This is a genomic window from Enterococcus sp. AZ011 (assembly GCF_050548355.1).
GTDB lineage: Bacteria > Bacillota > Bacilli > Lactobacillales > Enterococcaceae > Enterococcus > Enterococcus faecalis.
In genome coordinates this window covers 2,446,599-2,468,121 of record NZ_CP172959.1, presented here as the reverse complement: position 1 = coordinate 2,468,121, position 21,523 = coordinate 2,446,599, and the positions used below count along the sequence as shown (strand labels likewise).

Below are 21,523 nucleotides of genomic sequence, written 5' to 3'. Positions count from 1 at the left end.
ATAGTGCAAATTGAACAATGAATTTCTGGGTTTTTCCAAAGATAATAAAAGAGAAGAATTAAAAATGAAGTGAGGGATTACTATGTATCAACAACCAAATTTTGTACGGCGAACAATCATGACGCCGGGACCAGTCGAAGCCCATCCATCGGTACTTCGTCAAATGGGTCAACCAATTTTAGGGCAATTTGATCCAGAATTTCTACAGATTATGGACGAAGTTCGGGAAATGATTAAAGTACCTTTTGCCACAAAGAATCAACAAGCCTTTGCCATTGATGGCACGTCACGTTCAGGCTTGGAAGCGGGGTTATTTGCGTTGATTGAGCCAGGCGACAAAGTGCTTGTGCCTGCGTATGGCCGGTTTGCTTATTTATTAGGTGAAATTTGCGAACGCGCCCGGGCCGAAGTCATTTATTTAGAAAAGGACTGGCTCGCACCGTTTGAACAAACAACGGTGATTGAAGCGATTAAAGAACATCAACCAAAAATTGTTGCGATGGTCCATGGCGAAACGGCGAATGCACAAATGCAACCACTGGATCAAATTGGCGCCTTTTGTCGGGAAAATGAAATTTTCTTTGTAGTAGATATGGTGGCGACTTACGGCGGTGTTGAAACAAAGGTCGATGATTGGAAGATTGATATTGCGGTAGCAGGCACTCAAAAATGTGTCAGCGTACCTTCAGGCCTTTCTTTAATTACCTACAACCAACGTGTAGCCGATTATCTGGCGGGCCGTTACCAAAAAGAGTTAGGGCTTGGCGCGGATGCGCGGAATGAACGGTTCATTCAAAGTAACTACTTGGATTTATCGCAATTAGAAAAATATTGGGGACCAGAGCGCTTAAATCACCATACAGAAGCGACTACAATGATTTATGGGCTACATGAAGGGCTGCGCTTGTTACTTCAAGAAGGCATGGAAAATGTCTACGCACGCCATCGGAAAAACGATCGTATTTTAGTTGAAAGTCTGCAAAAAATGGGCTTAGAAATTTTCGGGAAGTTAGACACAAAAACACCAACAGTCATTCCTGTGGTCATTCCAGAAGGAATTGATGGTGAAAAGGTGCGAAGCTTATTACTGGATCATTTTAAAGTTGAAATTGCCTCTTCCTTCGGTGATTTAAAAGGAAAAATTTGGCGGGTCGGTAATATGGGTTACAGCAGTCGCGAAGACAATGTGTTGCATTTTTTAAGTGCCTTTGAGACTGTATTGAAACACCAAGGCTATCAATTTGAAGGCGGTAGCGGTAGTACTCATGCATTGGCTGAGTATTTAAACTAAAAAAGAAGGTAGGACAAAGGTCACTACGTAAAAAAGCGTAGTGCTTTTGTTCCTTGTGAAACGTTAACCAAAAAAATGATTGGTGGAGGAAAAGAAAATGACAGACAAGACAAAAAGTTCGTTGGCTTATTGGAAAAAAATCGTTATTTTACTATGTATGGGCTGGGTAACAATCTGGATTTATCGTTCCGCGCTTTCTCCTGTTTATCCACAAATTCGCGCGTCTCTAAATGGTAACGCTTCCGATACGGCCCTAGGGTCCATTTCTAGCTTTTATTTTCTCGGTTACGTAGTCATGCAGATTCCTGCAGGCTTCTTGGTAGACAAAATTGGGAAAAAACGTGTATTAATTCCAGGCTTTATCTTGTTTGCGCTGGCAGCATTACTGATTGCCCAAGCCCAAACGATTGGAACAATTTACTTAGGTAGCTTATTGGCAGGCTTAGGATGTGGTTCTTTCTATGGCTCGGCTTACTCGTTGACGTCGCAAAACATTCCTCAAGCCAAAAAAAGTTTTGCAACAGCTATTGTCAACAGTGGTTCAGCCGTTGGTTCAGGTTTAGGGATGATTTTATCTAGTTATTTAGTTGCCCAAAAAGGATTACCTTGGCAAGTGATGATGTACATTTCCGCCTTTATGATTATTTGTATGTTAGTGGCTTTTCAAGTGATTATTCGCAATCATAAAGAAGACATGGCCTTGATTCAGCCAACCGTTGTTGATGAAAAAGATAACGGAGCGGTAAAAGAAAAAGTGCCCTTTAAAAAACTGTTTGCGCCACATATGCTATTTGCGTATATTTTATATTTTGGCACTTGTTATGCATATTATATGATTGTGACTTGGTTACCTAATTTTTTAAGTACCGAACGTGGTTTCCAAGGAGCGGCAATTGGATTGTCCTCTTCGCTGGTCGCATTTGCCTCTATTCCAGGAGCGTTATTTTTTAGTCGGTTGGCGGATAAGTACATGCATAAAAAAGTTCAATTCATCGTTGTTTTAGAATTTTTAGCAACAGCTATGCTCTTGTTAACTGTACAAGTAAGTAATGCGACGTTGTTATTAATTGCTTTAATTATGTATGGGTTCTTAGGAAAATTAGCTGTAGAACCGATTATTATTTCTTGGCTAGGTGAAAATGCACCAAAAATTGGAATTGGCACTACTTTGGGCGTGTTTAACTTTTTCGGCATGATGTCATCTGTGATCGCCCCAGCTTTGACTGGGAAAATTTCTGACACAACGGGTTCGAAAGTCATGGGCTTTTATATCGCCGTCGTGATTTTACTAATTGGCACGATTCTTTTTATGCTTGTCAATTTAAAAAAACGCGGGGCAGATTCGTCTAATAAATAAAAAAACAACGCAAACTTATCTTTCGCTGAATAAGTTTGCGTTGTTTTACTTTTTGACAATCATATTAATCGCTTGTGCTAATCGCTCTTCTTGTTCTTTAGGATCTTTTTCAGGATTTTCAAAGCAATGCTTTAAATTTTCCGCAACAATCATCCCCATTACGCGATCAATACTAGAACGGACCGCACTCAACTGAGTGATAACATCGATACACTCTTTTTCTTCATCAATCATTTTTTGAATCCCGCGAATTTGACCTTCTGTGCGGCGTAAACGATTCAGCACTTTCTTTTTTTCTTCAGTCATTTTGCCCCTCCTTAAGAGTAGTGATTGGTTTAAAATATACCTACACGAGGTATTTTTGTCAACTATCTTTTCTTTGAATCTAAAAATGGCAGAAATCTCTTCAGTTGACAAGTCTAACTTTTTCATGTTAAATATACCCCGTAAGGTATATAAGAGAAGGAGAAAAAAATGTTATTTCAATTGTTTAAAAAAAAGCCAAGTATTTCAACAAAAGAACTTCAGTCACGTTTATCTAAAGAGATAACGTTATTAGATGTCCGGACACCTAGCGAATACCGCGCAGGGCATATTCCACAAGCGATTAATGTCCCACTTAACAAAATTCCCGCCTACAACAAATCCGCTAACGAAGTCTATGTGATTTGCCAGTCCGGCATGCGCAGCAAAAATGCGGCCAAAATTTTAGCGAGAAAAAACTATCACGTGATTAACGTTCGTGGCGGGATGTCCCAATGGTCTGGTCAAATTAAAGGAGGAAAATAAATGAAAATTGTAATTATCGGAGGCGTGGCTGGTGGTATGTCAGCAGCGACACGTTTACGTCGCTTAATGGAAGATGCTGAAATTGTTGTCATGGAAAAAGGCCCTTTTGTTTCATTTGCAAACTGTGGTTTGCCTTACTACGTTTCTGGCGAAATCGCAGAAAGAGAGCAACTGCTTGTTCAAACACCCGAAGCGTTAAAGGCACGGTTTAATTTAGATGTTCGTCCTCACCATGAAGTCGTGGCGATTGATCCAATAGAAAAAGTGATCACAGTGAAACATGAAACAGAAATTTTAACAGAACACTATGACAAATTAATTTTATCACCAGGGGCGAAACCTTTTGTGCCACCAATTACAGGATTGGCAGAAGCCAAAAATGTTTTTTCATTAAGAAATGTTCCTGATTTAGATCAAATTATGACAGCCTTGACACCAGAAACAAAACGAGCCGTCGTGATTGGCGCAGGCTTCATTGGCTTGGAAATGGCAGAAAACTTGCAAAAACGCGGATTAGAAGTCACTCTCGTGGAAAAAGCACCCCATGTTTTACCGCCATTAGACGAAGAAATGGCCGCTTTTGTCAAAGCTGAATTAAGCAAAAACAATGTTCAAGTAATTACGGGACAATCTGCGGTTGCTTTTGAAGAAGAAGGGCAAGTGATTCGCTTAGAAGACGGTCAAACATTAGCTTCTGATTTAACCATTTTGTCGGTGGGGGTCCAACCAGAAAATACCTTAGCAGTTGAAGCAGGTGTAGCAACTGGTTTACGTGGCGGTATTGTTGTTGATGAACGCTATCAAACGAATCAACCCGATATTTATGCGGTTGGGGATGCTATTGTAGTGAAACAACAAATCACTCAAGAAGATGCGCTGATTTCTTTAGCTTCTCCTGCCAATCGCCAAGGACGTCAAGTAGCGGATGTGATTGCTGGGTTAGAGAGAAAAAATCAAGGGAGCATTGGGACCGCTATTGTGCGAGTCTTTGATTTAACCGCCGCTTCAACTGGTTTAAGCGAACGAGCTGCTAAAGCTGCTGGACTAACAACAGCTGTTGTGCATATCAGTGGAAAAGACCATGCGGGGTATTATCCTGGCGCAACAGATCTTCAGTTAAAATTAGTTTTCCATCCTACGACAGGGAAAATTTATGGCGCACAAGGAATTGGGGCAAAGGGCGTAGATAAGCGGATTGATATTCTTGCGACCGCTATTAAAGGACAGTTAACTATTTTTGATTTGCCTGAATTAGAGTTTACCTATGCGCCGCCGTTTGGTTCAGCGAAAGATCCTGTGAACATGTTAGGCTATGCAGCGATGAACCTTGCAGAAGGATTGAGTGAAAACGTTCAATGGTATGAGTTATCCAACGAATTAGCTAAGGGGGCTGTTTTATTAGATGTCCGTAATCCCGCCGAACGAGCCAATGGTCAATTTAAAAATGCTGTGTCTATTCCTTTAAATGAGTTAAGAGAACGTTTGGAGGAATTAGACAAGTCAACGGAGTACATTGTTAGTTGTCACAGCGGTTTGCGTAGTTATATTGCAGAACGGATGCTAAAACAAGCAGGCATCTCAGCCAAAAATTTAGATGGTGCTTTTGCGCTATATCGAATGGTAAAACCGGAGGAACTAGAAAATGTATAACACGATTGGCATGCCTGAATTTTATCAGGAAGCAAAACGAAAAAAATTACCGATTATTGATGTACGAGAAGAAATGGAATACCAACTGGGGCATGTCCCTCAGGCCATCAACTTACCTTTAAGTACTTTAACCGAAAATTATCAGCAATTAGATAAAAACCAACCCTATTATCTGATTTGTCAAATGGGATCGCGCTCCGCACAAGCGTGTGCGTTTCTCAGTCAACAAGGGTATCAAGTAACCAATGTTCTAGGTGGTACATCTGGCTGGTTGGGTCAATTAGAACAATAAAATAACAAAAAACGTTTATCCTTTTACACAGGATAAACGTTTTTTTGTTAGATAAAGATGTGTCAAAACTGTAAGAGGAATGATAGGAAGATGAAGGGACCAGTTTTTTTATTCATTATATACTAAATAAAATGACAAACTCGTCAACAGAAATCAAGGAGGAACAAATAAATGAAAAAGTCAGGCCAGAAGAAGCGAAATAAAAAAGTGTGGTTCGGTATTGGTGCCGCAGTGGTCGTCGTCGGATTTATCGGAGCAAAAACAGTTTTTTCTTCAAAAGAAGTTGAACCTGAATACACAACGTATACCATTACAGAAATGGCCTCATTAAAATTAGATGGTCAAGTGAGTTTTCTAGATACTCGGGATATTTTCTTTGATCCTTCTTTAGGAAAAATTGCCGAAATAAATGTTGAAAATGGTAAAGAAGTCAAGAAAGATAGTCCATTGTTAACGTACAATAACTCAGACATCCAAGCCACAGAAACAGAACAAGCGAATGCCGTTAATCGGAACAATCTTCAAGTTCAACAAGCACAAGAGAACGTTAACTTAGCCACTCAAAAATACAATGAAGCCTTAAACAAAGTTGCTGCAGCCAAGCAAAAATTAAACACCGCAAAAGAGGCTGAAGAGAAAGAAACACTAAATGCGGAAATTCAGCAATTGAATGAAGCCGTTAGTGCTGCGAATAGTGAAGTCGCCCAAGCTAACCAAGCCCTTCAATTAGCCAACAGTGATGCCGTCGGAGCAGCAAACACGCTTGAACAAACACGTGGCAAAGTCAACACAGTTGTTACAGCACCAATTGATGGCCAAGTCACTGTTGATGCTAGTGCCATGAGTAGTACCGACAAACCAGTCATTAAAATTGCAACACAAAAGAAAAATATTCAAGGAAAAGTAACCGAATATGATTACGATAAATTACAGACAGGGGAAGAAGTAACAGTGACGACCGTTGGTTCAGGCAAATCAGCACCAGGCAAAATTGTTTCCATTGCGCAAACCCCAATAGCTAAAAATGAAGGCAATCCAGTAGTGAGTTATCAATTTACAGTAGAAGGTGATTTTCCTTGGGCAGAAGGCTTGTCTACTAGTATCGCTGTGCCACAAAAGCAAATGATTATACCGACAGCAGCAATCCAAAAAGAAGGCCAAAAAGAATTTGTCTATGTTTACAAAGCGGGCAAAGCGAAAAAAACACCGATTGAAACAGAAACAAATTTAGGTCGTAAAGTTGTCAAAAGTGGCTTGAACTGGAAAGACCAAGTGATTGCCAATCCCAATAAAGAATTAAAAGATAATCAAGATGTTCAGGTAGCTGCCAATGATTAAGCTATCCCATATTCATAAATATTATTATTCCGAAGAAGAAACACTGCATGTGTTAGATGATATTAACCTCCAAGTAGACGCTGGAGAATTTTTAGCGATTATGGGTCCTTCTGGTTCTGGGAAATCGACTTTGATTAATTTGCTAGGCTTTATTGATAAAAAGTTTGAAGGAACGTATTTATTTGAAGACCGTGAAATTGGCGACTTTTCTGATAAGGAACTATCCCGAATTAGAAATGAAGCAGTCGGCTTTGTCTTTCAGAATTTTAGTTTAATTGAAACACTAACAGTTGAAGAAAACATTGAATTGCCTCTTTTATATAGTGGGTTAACCCCAAAAGAAGCCAAAGATCGTGTCCACGAAGTTCTGACAAAAGTCGGCTTGCCAGATAAAGGCAAGAAGCATCCAAAACAACTTTCGGGCGGACAACAACAACGTGTTGCCATTGCGCGTGCGATTGTCAATCGGCCAAGTTTTATTATTGCAGATGAACCAACTGGGGCTTTAGATAGTAAAACATCGGAAGAAATTTTAACGCTCTTTCAGCAATTAAACAATGAAGGTGTCACCATTATTTTAGTGACACATGATGAAGAAACAATTGAATACTGCAATCGTTTGATTAAAGTTCGTGATGGAAAGATTTTAGAGGAGGTGCTGACATGAAACGTTCAATTATTTGGAAAACCGCCTTCCGTTCCATTTTGAAAAATAAGCGACGCAGCTTGTTAACGATGCTAGGGATTGTCATCGGGATCGCTTCGGTGATTACCATCGTGGCTATCGGTAACGGCTTTAAAGAAGACATGGTCGATAAATTATCCGCTGAAAAACAAAAAGAAAATGTGAAAAAGATTTCTTTTTCGGCCTACAACACTTCGGATATGTTTAGTGACCAAGCGATGTTTACCGACAATGATTTAGGGGTCGTGCGCATGGTTCCTGGCGTAGAAAAAATTGATTTTGATCAAAGAGAAGTTGATGGCGCTCAAAAAGGTACACTGAATTTTCAAGCAGGACCGAAAAATCTTTCTGTAACCTATGAACTTGCCGACAAAACCACCAAAGAATTGTTGGCGGGACGCCAACTGAATGATGGAGACAATGCAAAACTGGATAAAACAGTGGTGGTGGATGAACTGGTTGCCAAAGAACTCTACCAAGACCCAACTGCAGCAGTTAATCGAACTTTTCCATATAAAGAGCAACTTTTTACCATTGTTGGCGTGACAACCAATACCAGCGGTGCCATTGGTCCAGGTAATGATGACTCATTGCTTTATTTTCCCAAAAAGACCTATGAACATTATTTCGGCAAGCTAAAAGATACATCTACGTTGAAGCTAACAGTAGCACCTGGCTATCAACCAGATCAAGTATTGAAAGAAACAATAAAAACTCTCTCTCAACAAGGAACCATGAAAAACAGCGGGACATATCAAGAATATAATGTTAAAGATACCATCAAGGAAATGGGCTCTTTATTAAATAATTTAACCTTGTTTATTTCCGCAATTGCGGCTATTTCACTGGTAATTGCTGGGGTCGGCGTTATGAATATGATGTACATTTCGGTCTCAGAACGGATTAAGGAAATTGGTATCCGACGTGCATTGGGCGGGACAGCCAGTGATATTAAAAAGCAATTCTTAACAGAAGGGATTGCCTTGACCTTAATCGGCGGAATTACTGGTTATCTTTTAGGAATGATTATTGCCTACTTAGCATCAATGGCACTACCGTTTTCTGTTCGACCAGATTTAATGACCGTTTCATTAGCCATTGGGATTTCTGTCTTTATCGGGGTTGTATTTAGCTATTTCCCTGCCTCGGCAGCTTCGAAAAAAGACTTAATCGATATTATGAAATAAATATAAATAGCAAAGAAACAGCCATTTTTGGCTGTTTTTTTTAGTGAAAGTAGAAAAAAATCCAAAGATTTCAAGAGAAAGTAGCTAACAAACGTCAAAAGGTTGATATTAGCTACCAACCTTTTGACGTTTGTCAGCTAAATAAAAAAGAAAAAAATTGAAAAAATAGCACGTTGAGGATTAAATAACAAATATTTTTTAAATAAGACTATTAGAAAGCCTTTATAAATCAGGGATTATAGGAATGACTGTTAATGACTGATTTGCTTGTAAATTTCTAAATTTTAATTCGAAAAATTTCCAGTATACTAAATATATCAAAACAAAACACGAAAATTGAGAAAATTTTGAACCAAAAAAGAATTAAGGAGGAATCAAGAATGAAAATAATGGTCATCACAAAAAATATTTTATCAGAAACTGCTTTTCAAAACCGCTTACAGCATTTAGATCACCAAGTTTTTTGTACGACGTGTCTGATTGGTGAAATTAAGGAAAGTCATTTGTTTTATCGAAAATTTGATGCCATCATTCTCAGCGAAACGATTCCTCGCAAAGAACAATATTTATATCTAAAGGAATTAGCCAGAGTTAAAACGCCGTTGTTTCTTCGCTCGGAAGATATTCCTACCTCGGAAGAATTGAGCATTAGCTATCAATATGGCATTCTCAATTGGTTACGATTGGATGCGACTTTGGATACGTTAAGAGAAAATCTCCTTTTGGCAGAATTAAATAAACCCATCCAACGAGAAGATGAAAAGTTAGATGTAGAGGGGATAAAGCTAACAGCCGCAGAACGTGCACTACTGGTTGTCTTGTATAGTACGCCAAAAGAACACTTACCAATGGAGCGCCTGTGTAAATTAATATATGACACAGAAGAAACAGCCAATAATCGAAAAAAAATGACCAAACAGCTGACAAAATTAAATAAAAAAATTCAAGTAGGGGGCTTTAAAAAACAAGGTATCCAAAATACACGTTATAAAGGCTACAAACTGCATCCGCAGTTGCTTCCTTACATTGGCGAATTATTTACTTAAATTAGAGAAGCACTTGACGAATGAAAATCACCATTACAGGATGACCCCTAAAAACCATGCTATACTAATAAGGAATAGTATAGGAGGTGGGTCTGTATGAAAGACGGACTATATTGGGTACAACAATTAAAAGAACAGAAAGTAAGTCGCATAGAACTCTTAAAGGATATTGAGAAAAAAGTCCAAAAGTTAAATCCAAAGATCAATGGCTTTGTAACCTTTGATAGCCAAGAAGCAGAAGCAACTTATCAAAAAAATAAACAGCAGGACACACTATTTGCTGGTTTGCCATTTCCATTGAAAATGTTAGGCCAAGAAAAAGCGGGGTGGTCAGCAACGGCCGGCTCGCAACTTTTTAAAAATAGTACTGCAACAACGACCTCTAACTTTGTCAAACAAGCAGAAACGATTGGCTTGATGCCTTTAGGACAAACCAACGCTCCAGAGTTTGGCTTTAAAAATATTACGGACCCTGCGCTTTACGGGCCAGCCCGCAATCCTTGGAACCTGGAACATTCGCCAGGCGGTTCCAGTGGCGGCGCTGCCGCAGTTGTCGCTAGCGGGATTGTTCCTATCGCCGGCGCTAGCGATGGCGGTGGCTCCATCCGAATTCCCGCCTCTTTTAGTGGCTTAATTGGCTTAAAACCTAGCCGTGGCTCCATGCCTGTCGGCCCAGAAGGCTGGCGAGGCTGGCAAGGTGCCTCGATTGACTTTGCGTTGACTATTTCTATGAGAGACACCAAAGCGTTATTTTATGGCCTACGTGGTAGCCACAGTGGCGCCCCATACCAAGCGCCCTTGGCAGAATGGCAAACACACCCTAAAAAACAACGGCTAAAAATTGCTCTGTGTACCGCTTCGCCTATCGGCTCACTGATTTTGCCAGAAGCAACACAAGCGGCGAAACAAGCGGCTGATTTTCTGGCAGCCGCTGGCCATGAAATCATTGAGACTCCTTATCCAGTCGATGGTGCAGCGCTGATTCGCTCCTATTATCAAATGAACGGCGCAGAAACTACAGCGATGATGAACAGCATTCAACAGGGGCTCGGGCGCCCAATTCGTAAAGAAGAAATCGAACCTTTTTCATGGACCATGCATCAATTTGGCCAAAAGATTCCAGCAGCCACCTATGTTCATTCATTACAGTTGTGGGATCAAGCAGCAGTAACGATGGAAGAACTTTTTCAAAAATTTGATCTGTTTTTATCACCAACAACGGCTTTTTCAGCACCAAAAATTAACGAAGATTTGCAAAGTGAGCACATTCGTCAACGAATGGCGCAAGCAGCAGAATTAACAGAAGCAGAATTAGCTGAATTAATCTATGATTATTTTGATAAAAGTTTACAGCTAACACCGTATACTCAACTAGCGAACTTGACAGGACAACCAGCCATCAGCTTGCCCACACATGTTACGGCAACGGGGTTACCCTTAGGCATTCAATTGTTGGCTGCACGTGGACGTGAAGATCTCTTATTCCAAGTAGGCGAACAGTTTGAGCAAGAAGGCAAATTTAAATTACCAGAAAGTTACCGCTAAATAGGGTGTTATTGTGACCAAATTTCAGATAAAATAGACACAAGACAAAAAACTGAGGTGGAAAAATGCTTTATGTAGTGAGACATGGTGAAACAGATTATAATGTGGCCCGTAGAATTTGTGGTCATGCGGAAGCGCAATTGACCGAAAAAGGCTATCAACAAGCGGAATTGGTAGCTGAAAAAATTGCCAAACAAGGAATTCAAATCGACCGTTTACTGGCGTCGCCTTTAAAACGGGCGCAAGAAACAGCACGTAAAATTGCGGAACGAAATCAATTGACGATTGAAACAGAACCTCGTTTAATTGAGATGAATTTTGGTATTTATGATGGTGAACCGATTGAAACAACGGCTTTCCAAGAAAATCGTTCTGAGATTTCCTTGCCGTTTCCAGAAGGGGAATCAGTCCTAGATGTCGCGGGTCGAATTTATCCCCTGATTGAGGAAGCCTTGGCTTCAGAGGAAACTTACCTATTTGTTTGCCACAATGCGGTCATGCGAGTCATTGATAACTACTTCAATGGTAAAAAAATCCAAGATTTCTTGGACTTTCATTGTGAAAATACACAACTTGTACAATACGGAGAATAAAAATCAAGTCTTTAATCTTTTGGTTAAAGACTTGATTTTTTTCATGGTAAATAAGAAACCGCTTCCGTTTTAATGTATAATAAATTAACTTTTGGATCAAAAAAGAAATGGGGAAAAGACTATGAGAATTGATAATATTCATCAAGCGTTAAAACAGTTTCACGTACAAAATCCAAGTAGCAAAGCAACCTTGTTGCCCGCAACGGCGTCGCAATTAAGTCAGGCCTCTGGCTATACCCGAACCGCTGTTAGTGAAGAGCTTTCAGAATTAGTGAGAAAAGACCAAGTCGTTAAAGTTAAATCTAGACCAGTGTTATTTTTTGATAAAGACTACTTAGAGGAACAGTTTCCTTTTTTTAAAAGTAGCACGTGCTACGATTCCCTCGCTTCGCTGCAAGAGGACATTTATCAACAGACAGAACAGATACATAAGAAAAAGCAGCTACTGAAAATGAATCCATTTGCGAACGTAATTGGTTTTGATGGGAGCTTAGCAGACGCCATCAAGAAGTTGAAAGCCGCTATTTTATATCCGCCTAATGGCTTGAATATTTTACTTACTGGAGAATCTGGGGTTGGGAAAACCTTAATTGCAGAACAATTACACCAATTTTATCAAGTTAAAATGAACCAAGAAGTTCCGTTTATTTATTTTAATTGTGCAGAATATTTCAACAATCCAGAATTATTAACTTCGCATCTGTTTGGCTATAAAAAAGGCAGTTTTACTGGTGCCGTCAATGACCAAAAAGGCTTAGTGGAGTTGGCAGATGGCGGTTTTTTATTTTTAGATGAAGTCCATCGATTAACGAGCGAAGGCCAAGAAAAATTGTTTACAGTTTTGGATAAAGGGTATTTTACACGGATGGGCGAAGCCGAAAAACAAAGAAATGTATCGATAAAATTTATTTTTGCAACAACCGAAGCCGTCAATCAACATTTTTTGAAAACGTTTTTAAGAAGGATCCCTGTGACATTAGCCATTCCAGCTTTAGCCGAGCGCTCTTTGAAAGAAAAAATTCAATTGATTTTGTCCTTTTTCTTAGAAGAAAGTCAACGGATTCAAAAGAATATCCATATTCGTTATGAGGCGTTGAAACAATTAACGTTTACTCATTTTGAAGCCAACGTTGGTGAATTGAAAGCGGCGATTCAATTTATGAGCGCACAAGCCTATTTAGAAGTGTTCGACCAATTAACGGAAACTATTTGCATTGAAGCAAACGAGGGGACAGTCAAAGAGCAACCTGATGTAGAAAGTCTGCTGGCTTTTAATGAGTGGATACCTAACGATGGCCTCACGATTCAATACAACCATTTTTATTTAAGCAGTCAAGAGTTACTTAAATCAGAAAGTCTGAAAAATGATCGTTTTTATAATTTTCTATTGAAAGAATATGCGGATTTGAAAAAATTAACTCTTTCGACAGAGGATGCGCTAGCAATCATGCAAAACAAAGTCGAGCAACTTTATGATATGGATATTTTTGCTCAAGAACCGCTAGCCATAGAGGCCATTGACGAAACATTGCAGCCAAAAATTCAAGAAGCCATTGTCTTTTTTGAACAATTAATCCAAGAAAAATTGACAGAGGATTTCCAGAATATTTTAATTGTCCACCTTTATTCTGCTGTTTTTTATTCTGCACAAATGAATGAAACATTTTATTCAGATACCAAAAATATCTATTCTGGCAAAGTAACCCAGTATCAAGCTGCTAAGACCATGGTGGACTTTCTACAAGCATTGTTTGGGATTTCTTTTGCTGATACGGAAATCCTCTTTTTTGATCTATTTATTCGTAAAGTCACAGCTAAAAAAAGAGCGCACTCAGTTGAAGAAAACTGTGGCGTTATCGTCGTTGCTCATGGTACCGCGACGGCCAGCAGCATGGTTGAGTACACCAACCTTCTGTTCTCAACAACTGTCATGCGTGCAGTTGATATGCCGATTAATCAATCAGTGGAAGAAACATTAGAAAAAGTCCGTGCAATTGTAAAGCAAAATCAGTATAAAAAAATTATTTTAATGGTGGACATCGGTTCCCTGGTTTACTTTGGTAATGCTATCAGTCAAACGTTTCAAATGGAAGTGCTGCTAATTAGCAATATCAATCTCTTAACATTGCTAGAAGTGGCCCGAGAAGTCATTTATGAATCGACGGCATTTGAGTATCTATTACCAGTCTTAAAAGAAAAAAATCATCGCGCCTTGATCTGCAGTAAAGGTCGCTTCAACGAGGCAAAAGTTCTCATTATTTCCTGTCTAACTGGCATGGGGACTGCTATTAAAATTGAACAGTTGTTACTAAAAACTTTTCCTAATGAATTACTAACGAATGTACGCATCATTACTTTAGAGAAAAGAGAAGTGGAAGACATTGATCGTTTGCATTCTTTTGTTCGGAAAGAAGAGAAAATCGTTGGTATCATTGGCACCGTAAAGACAGAAGTGCCAGATATTCCGTTTATTTCTTTACAAGATTTACTATCGAAGCGGGGCATTCAGCTAGTTTTCGAATTATTAGGCCATCATTTAGAAGAAAAACAAAACCAAGAGTTACTAAAAAAAGTTTCAGCTAAATATATTCAAGGATTATCAATCGAAGCTATTACAGACTTACTAACGGTTTTGAATCCTACAACCATTTCGATCGAATTAGCTAAGATTTATTCAGATATTTGCTTACAAACTAAAATAAAAAGTGACGAAAAGATTTTACTTCGTTTTATCATTCATTGTGCTTGTATGTTAGAACGGCAATTGCTAAATCCAGAATATGACCCGACAGCTTATGAAGTGTCATACCGAGAGTTGCCAGAAGCAGTATCTGTCATAAAAATGGCGTTTCGACCGCTTGAAGTGTCCTATAATTTGTTGATTCCACCTTTGGAAGTGCGCTATATTTATGAATTGCTCTTTGAAAAGGCTTAATTCAAACGAAAATGAAAGTTGGCACACTTATTGCTTTTAATAAAATGATTAATTAGCAAAGGAGTTTGTTTATGGAAAATGAACCAATTTTACTTTTAACACACAATGGTTGGGGCTTGGAATTAGTCAAAAGCGTCCAGATGATTGTTGGAGAAGTCACAAATGTACATGAAGTTGCATTACAAGCAGAGGATTCACTGGGGGATTATTTAGAACGAGTCACAGAAAAAATTGACCAATTAACGTGGCACAACCAGTTGCTAATTTTAACAGATGTTAAAGGCGGCACACCTAGTAACGTTGCATTACGTTTATCAAAAGATTATGACCTCCTGATTGTGTCAGGATTATGCACATCGTTATTATTAGAATCCGTCATGAAACAAAGTGGTCCTGGATTTCGTTTACAAGATGCAGAGATGATTCAACAAGCAGCAGTAGACAGTTGTCAAATTTTAGAAATTCCAAAATAAGAAAGTACAGGTGAACAGAATGTCAAAAATCGTATTAACAAGAGTCGATAGTCGTTTAATCCATGGACAAGTAGTGACTAAATGGTTACAACAATCAGGTGCAAATGAAATTTTGGTAGTGAGTGATGAACTAGAGCAAGATGAATTTTTACAAAGTATTTATTTAATGGCGGCGCCTCCAGGGGTTTCTGTAGTAATTAAAGGGATTGAAAGTGCCAAAGAATATTGGGAATTGCAAGAAAAGGAAGAGAAAAAGGTGTTATTTTTAGTGCCAGATTTAACGACCTTAAAAGCGATGGTGGACCAAGAAATTATTAAAGAGGAGATTCAAGTTGGTGGCTTAGGTGGCGGACCAAATCGGAAAAATGTTTTAAAAAATATCAATTTATCTGAAGAAGATGTTGCAATTTTGACTGAACTTTTAACGAAGGGCATCCATGTTTTCTTCCAAGCGATTCCCGAAGAAAATCCCCTACCAATTCAAAAATTAATTGAAAAATATCAATCACTATAATCAGAGAAAAAGGAGAGAATCATATGGGCGTTTTAGGTGTTTCAATTATTATGGGACTTTATTATTGGTTTGCACGTTTGCGTTTTGGGTACACATTTTCAGGCATGCTGTCTCAGCCATTAGGTGCAGCGTTGGTGGCTGGTTTAGCAACAGGAAAACTTAGTGAAGCAATGGTTGTGGGTGCGGGGATTCAACTTGTTTATCTCGGAGTTACCTCCACACCGGGCGGCAATGTGCCTAGTGATCCGGCTTTAGCTTCAGCAATTGCGATTCCGATTGCTTTAGGTGTGGGAATGAATGCCGAAGCTGCCGTTGCACTAGCTGTTCCTTTTGGTGTGTTAGGCGTCTTTATGGATCAATTACGGCGCACCATCAATGCGACGTGGGTGCATATGGCTGATAAATATGCGGAAGAGTTAAATTATGGGGGGATTTACCGAGCTGCGTTTGTTTATCCAGCTTTAGCGGGATTTTTAATTCGCTTTCCGTTGGTTTTTGCGGCGAACTTTTTTGGTCAATCTGTGGTGAATAAAGTCTTAGAAGTTATCCCAGCATGGTTGATGCACGGCTTTGAAGTAATGGGTGGTATTTTACCAGCGTTAGGCTTCGCCTTAACAATTATGGTAATTGGCAAGAAAAATTTGATTCCTTATTTTTTAATTGGTTTTGTTGCAGTAGTATATTTTGGCGCAGAAGTTATGGCCGTCGCTATTTTAGGAATCTGTATTGCCTTTTTAGTTAGAAACAAGGCATTGAGTGAGGAGGCAGCATAATGGAACAAATGACACAAGCAAATGAACAACAATTGGAACAGAAAAAAATTACTAAAAAAGAATTATCCAAAGCCTTTTGGATTTATCAACTAGGCTGTGAATTATCCAATTCTTATGAACGTCTTCAAAGTTTAGTTTTTTGTGCATCGATGATTCCTGCAATTAAAAAACTTTACGCAGACGATGAAGAACAACAAAGAGAAGCTCTGAAACGTCATTTGAATTTTTTTAATACTGAAGGAACAGTAGGGGCTTCCATTCAAGGGATTGCAATTGCTATGGAGGAAGAAAAATCCAATGGCGCAGCGATCTCTGATACGGCGATCACATCGATTAAAACTGGGCTGATGGGTCCGCTGGCTGGGATTGGCGATTCAATTATTTGGGCAGCATTAATGCCGTTAATCATTTCCATTTTTATTCCAATGGCTAAAGGAGGTAACGTGATTGGAAGTATCGGTCCGTTGGTTCTGTACACAGCCATTACGTTATACATCAGTTGGACGTTAGTGAATAAGTCCTATACATTAGGGCGTAATTCAATCTTAAGTTTGTTAAAAGACGGCAAAATTAAGCAAGTCATTTATTCAGCAAATGTTTTAGGAATGATGATGATGGGCGCTTTAAGTGCGAGTTATGTTAAAATTGCTAGCCCGATGACGTTTAAAGTTACTGGCGGTGCCACGATTGTTTTACAAGATATCCTAGATCAAATTATGAAAGGGTTACTTCCTTTAGCAGCAGTCATGGCTATTTATTTCTTCATGGTAAAAAAAGGCCCACGTTACGGTATCATTATCGGTACGATTGTCTTAGTTAGTTTGGTCACTTCATTCTTTGGTTTGTTATAAAGGAGAAAATAATGAATAGTTACGAAAAATTCCACTTAAAAGAAGTCATTAATGCTTCTGGGAAAATGACCATTCTAGGTGTCTCCAAAGTTTCGGAGGCAGTCCTAGCAGCTCAACGATTCGGCGGCGAACATTTCTTTGAAATGAGTGAACTTAGTGTGCAAACAGGGGCCTTTTTAGCCGACCTGTTGAAGGTAGAAGATGCCCAAATCGTTTCCTCGGCTTCGGCGGGGATTGCCCAATCGGCGGCTGCCTTGATTGGAAAAGGCAGCTTGTACCACGCGTATCATCCCTATACAGAAAAAATCGAACAGCGAGAGATTGTTTTACCTAAAGGGCACAACGTGGACTATGGCACGCCTGTAGAAGTTATGGTAGCGCAAGGCGGCGGCCAAGTGGTGGAAGCTGGCTACGCCAACATGTGCAGTCCAGAACACGTGGAAATGATGATTTCTGAAAAAACAGCGGCCATTCTATACATCAAAAGCCACCATACCGTGCAAAAAAGTATGCTGACGGTGGCCGAAGCGGCCAAAGTGGCGCAACGCCACAAGGTGCCGCTAATTGTTGACGCGGCAGCAGAAGAAGATCTTTTCAAATACACTGAAGCAGGCGCTGATTTGGTGATTTACAGCGGCGCCAAAGCCATTGAAGGGCCAAGTGCCGGTTTAGTGGTCGGGAAAAAAGAATACATTGACTGGGTGCGCCTACAAGGCAAAGGCATTGGTCGAGCAATGAAAATTGGCAAAGACAATATCCTAGGCTTTACGCAAGCAGTGGAAGAATACTTGGCGCATGGCAGTGAATCAGGGGCTTCGATGCAAGAACGCTTAAAACCGTTTGTTGAAGCTATCAACAACTTGTCAGATTTAACCGCCAAAATCGTCCAAGATGGCGCTGGCCGAGACATTTATCGCGCCAGTGTTAAAGTGGACGGCAGAAAAACTGCCAAGGAAGTCATCCAAGCATTAAAAGCAAAAAGTCCAGCCATTTATACGCGAGAATATCAAGCCAACAATGGCATCATTGAGTTTGACATTCGTTCTGTCAATCAAGAAGAAATGAACAAAATCGTGCAACGATTACAAGAAATTATGGACACAAAGGAGAAATAAGTCATGTCATTAAAACCTAATTATTTAGAAGAACGCATTTGTTTAAACGTCTTAGCCAATTCAGTAGAAAATGCCCAAGCCTGTTATGAAGCAGCAGAAGGGCATGTTGTGTTAGGCGTCCTTTCAAAAAACTATGAAACCGATGAAGCAGCCATTGACGATATGAAAAAATACCAAGCAGCAACCAACAACGCTTTATCTGTCGGTTTAGGAGCTGGTGATCCAAATCAAAGTCAAATGGTGGCTCGCTTATCAGAAGTTTTACAACCGCAACACGTGAACCAAGTCTTCACAGGTGTCGGCGCTTCGCGGGCCTTACTTCGTCAAGACGAAACAGTGATTAATGGCTTGGTTTCACCCACAGGCAAAGTTGGCTATGTCAACATTGCGACAGGTCCGTTAAGCTCGGGTGCGCCAGCGGCGGAAGTGCCTATCGAAACCGCCATCAAATTGTTGAAAGACATGGGGGGCAGTTCCATTAAATATTTCCCGATGAAAGGCTTGGCTCACAAAGAAGAATACCAAGCAGTAGCAGCAGCTTGTGCCAAGTATGACTTTTATTTAGAGCCAACAGGGGGCATTGATTTAGAAAACTTTGAAGAAATTGTTCAAATTGCGGTGGATGCCGGCGTTAAAAAAATCATTCCTCATGTCTACAGCTCAATTATCGATCAAGAAACAGGGGACACTAGAACAGAAGACGTGAAAACGTTACTAACCATGATGAAAAACACATTGAATAAGTAAAGGGCCAATCTTTAGTTGACTTTCTCCACCAGATTTGCTACTCTCAAGTGGAGAATAAATAAAAAACAACAAATGAATGTGGGGTATTTTGGTGAGTGTCGTAGGTATCTAATTGATAAGTTGAATAACCAGTGAACCAAGCAAGGTTTATTTGGTGTGCTTAGAAAGTGATACCTGTCAGTCATCTCATTTACTAAATACCTCCTTTAAAAGAGGTTTCTTTAGTAACCTTTATCCAATGATAAAGAGGACAGCGGTAGAACGCTGTCCTCTTTTTTCTATAGAAACTGGTTTTTATTTAAAGGCGCCAGGTATTCTTTTCGTGATAGAAAGGAAGAAAAAACAAATGAATCATGAAACCATTCAAAAATTACAATTTACAACAATTCTTAAAGAAGTTCAAACACGTGCGATTGGCGAGTATAGTAAAGAACGGTTGGCGAAAATGGTCCCTGCAACACGTTTAGAAACAGTGCAGTCCCGCTTAACGGAAACAACCGAGGCCCGCTTAATTATTGATAGCGGACAACACGTCCCTTTCATGGGCTTGAGCCAAATTACCCGCTTGCTTCAACAAGTGAAAAAAGGCTTAATCCTTACACCAAACGAATTGATTGAGGTGGCTGACTTTTTAAGAAGTAGTCAGCGAATCCAGAAGTTTTTTGAAAAAAATCAATACCAAACACCACGCCTATTTAGTTACAGTCAGCACTTAGCTGATTTCAGAGCAATTGAAGAACAAATTTATACGAAAATCCATAATCAAAAAGTTGCCACCGATGCTTCTCGACAACTTCGGAAAATCCGGCGTCAAATCAATGAATGCCAACAAGAAATTGAAACAAAAGTCACCAAATTTTTACGTAATAAAAATAATCAACTGTATATTCAAGAAAATATGATGGTGAAAAAAGGGGAACATTACACGGTACCAATCAAAGCTAGCTATAAAAATAAGGTTTCAGGCACAATCATTGAGCAATCCAATAAAGGACAAACGGTCTTTATTGAACCTGTAGCAATTAGTAAATTAAATGAACAATTGACACTCTTAAAAGCGGAAGAAACAGCGGAAGAATATCAAATTTTGGCGGAACTAACAGGGTTAATCAATGAGCAAGAACGACTAGTCGATCAAGCCGTCGATACAATGACCACCTTAGATATTATTTTTGCACGAGGAAAGTATAGTCGCGAAATTGGTGGGATTACGCCAAAAGTAAACAAAGAAGAACGCTTGCGCATTGTTCAAGGAAAACACCCTCTTTTATTAGAACACGCAGTACCATTGACGTTTTCTTTAGGAGCAGAGTATCGAGGACTTGTCATTACAGGTGCCAATGCTGGTGGTAAAACGGTTGTCTTGAAAACAGTTGGCTTATTGACTGTCATGACACAATTTGGGTTGCAAATTCCAGCACAAGCGGGCACAGAGATTCCAGTATTAGATGAAATTTTTGTCGATATTGGTGATCAGCAAAATCTGGAAAATGCGTTAAGCACTTTTTCTGGGCACATGAAAAATATTGCGGAAATGTTGCGTAACGTTAAGCGACACACGCTTGTTTTATTAGATGAAATTGGCAGTGGAACCGAGCCGAACGAAGGAGCTGGCTTAGCGATTGCTATCATGGAAACGATGTATCAAAAGGGAGCCTTGGTAGTTGCAACGACCCATTATGGTGAAATTAAACGTTTTGCCCAAGAGCATGACGATTTTGTGCCCGCCGCAATGGCCTTCGATCGTGAAACATTAACGCCCAAATATCAATTGAAAATTGGTGAAGTTGGCGATAGTCAGGCGCTTTGGATTGCACGTAAAATGAAGATGGAGCCACAGCTCATTGAAAAGGCGGCTCATTATATTCAGCGGAAAGAATACCCTACTAATCGAAGTCTATTTAAACCCCTGAAAGCAAAAGAAACGACCTTTGCCACGTTTGTAGAAGAAACAGACCGTTATCAAAAAGGTGATCGTGTCCTATTGACAGAAACACAACAAATTGGGTTGGTTTTTACAGATGAGGGTGAACAAGAAATCCAAGTATTTGTGAATGATAAAATTGAAAATGTACCACGAAGACGATTGAAATTACAAGTGAAAGCACAAGATCTATATCCGCAAGACTATGATTTAGAAAGTTTATTTACAGATTTCCATGAACGAAAGAAACTCAAAGATATTGAACGCGGCTCAAAAAAAGCGCAGAAACAATTACGCAAAGAGGCCGAAAAAAGAGCAGCAAGACGCGACAAATAAGGAACTTAACAGAAGCAACACAACAACTTAACACTTTGTTTACTTGTTATTTATCAGAAATCAACTAAGACTTGTTATAGTC

General features: G+C 39.5%; 20 protein-coding genes. 19 read left to right on the top strand and 1 reads right to left on the bottom strand.

Features of this window, described 5'->3' with window-relative positions; translation table 11 throughout:
• Window positions 1-82 precede the first annotated feature (82 nt).
• Complete coding sequence (locus IGL36_RS11930; protein WP_002355061.1) at window positions 83-1,291, top strand: pyridoxal-phosphate-dependent aminotransferase family protein; 1,209 nt, start codon at window positions 83-85, stop codon at window positions 1,289-1,291.
• A gap of 97 nt (window positions 1,292-1,388) precedes the next feature.
• The gene (locus IGL36_RS11925) at window positions 1,389-2,648 is read left to right on the top strand and encodes an MFS transporter (RefSeq protein WP_002368361.1); all 1,260 of its coding nucleotides are present in this window, start codon (window positions 1,389-1,391) and stop codon (window positions 2,646-2,648) included.
• A gap of 45 nt (window positions 2,649-2,693) precedes the next feature.
• Here IGL36_RS11925 and IGL36_RS11920 read toward each other — a convergent pair whose 3' ends face one another.
• Window positions 2,694-2,954 carry a metal-sensitive transcriptional regulator gene (locus IGL36_RS11920; protein ID WP_002355063.1) on the bottom strand — a complete coding sequence of 87 codons (261 nt, stop codon included), beginning with the start codon at window positions 2,952-2,954 and terminating at the stop codon, window positions 2,694-2,696.
• Window positions 2,955-3,122: 168 nt separating this feature from the next.
• On the opposite strand from IGL36_RS11920, the gene IGL36_RS11915 reads away from it, so the two are divergent.
• The 17 genes from IGL36_RS11915 to IGL36_RS11835 all read left to right on the top strand — a co-directional run bounded on the left by IGL36_RS11915 (window position 3,123) and on the right by IGL36_RS11835 (window position 21,441).
• Window positions 3,123-3,437 carry a rhodanese-like domain-containing protein gene (locus IGL36_RS11915; RefSeq protein ID WP_002384782.1) on the top strand — a complete coding sequence of 105 codons (315 nt, stop codon included), beginning with the start codon at window positions 3,123-3,125 and terminating at the stop codon, window positions 3,435-3,437.
• Window positions 3,438-5,087, top strand: coding sequence for an FAD-dependent oxidoreductase (locus IGL36_RS11910; protein WP_002405082.1), 1,650 nt, complete (start codon window positions 3,438-3,440; stop codon window positions 5,085-5,087).
• The gene (locus IGL36_RS11905) at window positions 5,080-5,379 is read left to right on the top strand and encodes a rhodanese-like domain-containing protein (RefSeq protein WP_002355066.1); all 300 of its coding nucleotides are present in this window, start codon (window positions 5,080-5,082) and stop codon (window positions 5,377-5,379) included. The genes IGL36_RS11910 and IGL36_RS11905 overlap by 8 nt, the downstream gene beginning before the upstream one ends.
• Before the next feature lie 171 nt (window positions 5,380-5,550).
• A complete protein-coding gene (locus IGL36_RS11900) occupies window positions 5,551-6,717 on the top strand; it encodes an efflux RND transporter periplasmic adaptor subunit (RefSeq protein WP_002359132.1) in 1,167 nt (388 codons plus the stop codon).
• Window positions 6,710-7,384: an ABC transporter ATP-binding protein gene (locus tag IGL36_RS11895; RefSeq protein WP_002367351.1), complete on the top strand. Its 675-nt coding sequence runs from the start codon at window positions 6,710-6,712 to the stop codon at window positions 7,382-7,384. The genes IGL36_RS11900 and IGL36_RS11895 overlap by 8 nt, the downstream gene beginning before the upstream one ends.
• Window positions 7,381-8,589, top strand: a complete 1,209-nt coding sequence (locus IGL36_RS11890; RefSeq protein WP_002359134.1) for an ABC transporter permease — start codon at window positions 7,381-7,383, stop codon at window positions 8,587-8,589. The genes IGL36_RS11895 and IGL36_RS11890 overlap by 4 nt, the downstream gene beginning before the upstream one ends.
• Before the next feature lie 380 nt (window positions 8,590-8,969).
• On the top strand, window positions 8,970-9,635 hold the full coding sequence (locus tag IGL36_RS11885) for a helix-turn-helix domain-containing protein (protein ID WP_289861595.1): 666 nt from the start codon (window positions 8,970-8,972) through the stop codon (window positions 9,633-9,635).
• A gap of 96 nt (window positions 9,636-9,731) precedes the next feature.
• Complete coding sequence (locus tag IGL36_RS11880; protein WP_002397608.1) at window positions 9,732-11,180, top strand: amidase; 1,449 nt, start codon at window positions 9,732-9,734, stop codon at window positions 11,178-11,180.
• Window positions 11,181-11,245: 65 nt separating this feature from the next.
• Window positions 11,246-11,773: a histidine phosphatase family protein gene (locus IGL36_RS11875; RefSeq protein ID WP_002359138.1), complete on the top strand. Its 528-nt coding sequence runs from the start codon at window positions 11,246-11,248 to the stop codon at window positions 11,771-11,773.
• 121 nt (window positions 11,774-11,894) lie between these two features.
• Complete coding sequence (locus tag IGL36_RS11870) at window positions 11,895-14,708, top strand: sigma 54-interacting transcriptional regulator (protein WP_010818038.1); 2,814 nt, start codon at window positions 11,895-11,897, stop codon at window positions 14,706-14,708.
• A gap of 71 nt (window positions 14,709-14,779) precedes the next feature.
• A complete protein-coding gene (locus IGL36_RS11865) occupies window positions 14,780-15,181 on the top strand; it encodes a PTS sugar transporter subunit IIA (protein ID WP_002365282.1) in 402 nt (133 codons plus the stop codon).
• A gap of 19 nt (window positions 15,182-15,200) precedes the next feature.
• Window positions 15,201-15,695, top strand: a complete 495-nt coding sequence (locus IGL36_RS11860; protein ID WP_002397610.1) for a PTS system mannose/fructose/N-acetylgalactosamine-transporter subunit IIB — start codon at window positions 15,201-15,203, stop codon at window positions 15,693-15,695.
• A gap of 23 nt (window positions 15,696-15,718) precedes the next feature.
• Window positions 15,719-16,468 (top strand): PTS mannose/fructose/sorbose/N-acetylgalactosamine transporter subunit IIC, encoded by a 750-nt coding sequence (locus tag IGL36_RS11855; RefSeq protein WP_002355079.1) that lies wholly within the window; start codon window positions 15,719-15,721, stop codon window positions 16,466-16,468.
• Entirely contained in the window at window positions 16,468-17,319 is an 852-nt protein-coding gene (locus IGL36_RS11850) for a PTS system mannose/fructose/sorbose family transporter subunit IID (RefSeq protein WP_002359140.1), read from the top strand. The genes IGL36_RS11855 and IGL36_RS11850 overlap by 1 nt, the downstream gene beginning before the upstream one ends.
• A gap of 11 nt (window positions 17,320-17,330) precedes the next feature.
• Window positions 17,331-18,434 carry a DgaE family pyridoxal phosphate-dependent ammonia lyase gene (locus tag IGL36_RS11845; RefSeq protein ID WP_010717190.1) on the top strand — a complete coding sequence of 368 codons (1,104 nt, stop codon included), beginning with the start codon at window positions 17,331-17,333 and terminating at the stop codon, window positions 18,432-18,434.
• 3 nt (window positions 18,435-18,437) lie between these two features.
• The gene (gene dagF / locus IGL36_RS11840) at window positions 18,438-19,181 is read left to right on the top strand and encodes a 2-dehydro-3-deoxy-phosphogluconate aldolase (protein ID WP_002361094.1); all 744 of its coding nucleotides are present in this window, start codon (window positions 18,438-18,440) and stop codon (window positions 19,179-19,181) included.
• Window positions 19,182-19,527: 346 nt separating this feature from the next.
• Window positions 19,528-21,441, top strand: coding sequence for an endonuclease MutS2 (locus IGL36_RS11835; protein ID WP_010717189.1), 1,914 nt, complete (start codon window positions 19,528-19,530; stop codon window positions 21,439-21,441).
• The last annotated feature ends 82 nt before the right edge of the window (window positions 21,442-21,523 follow it).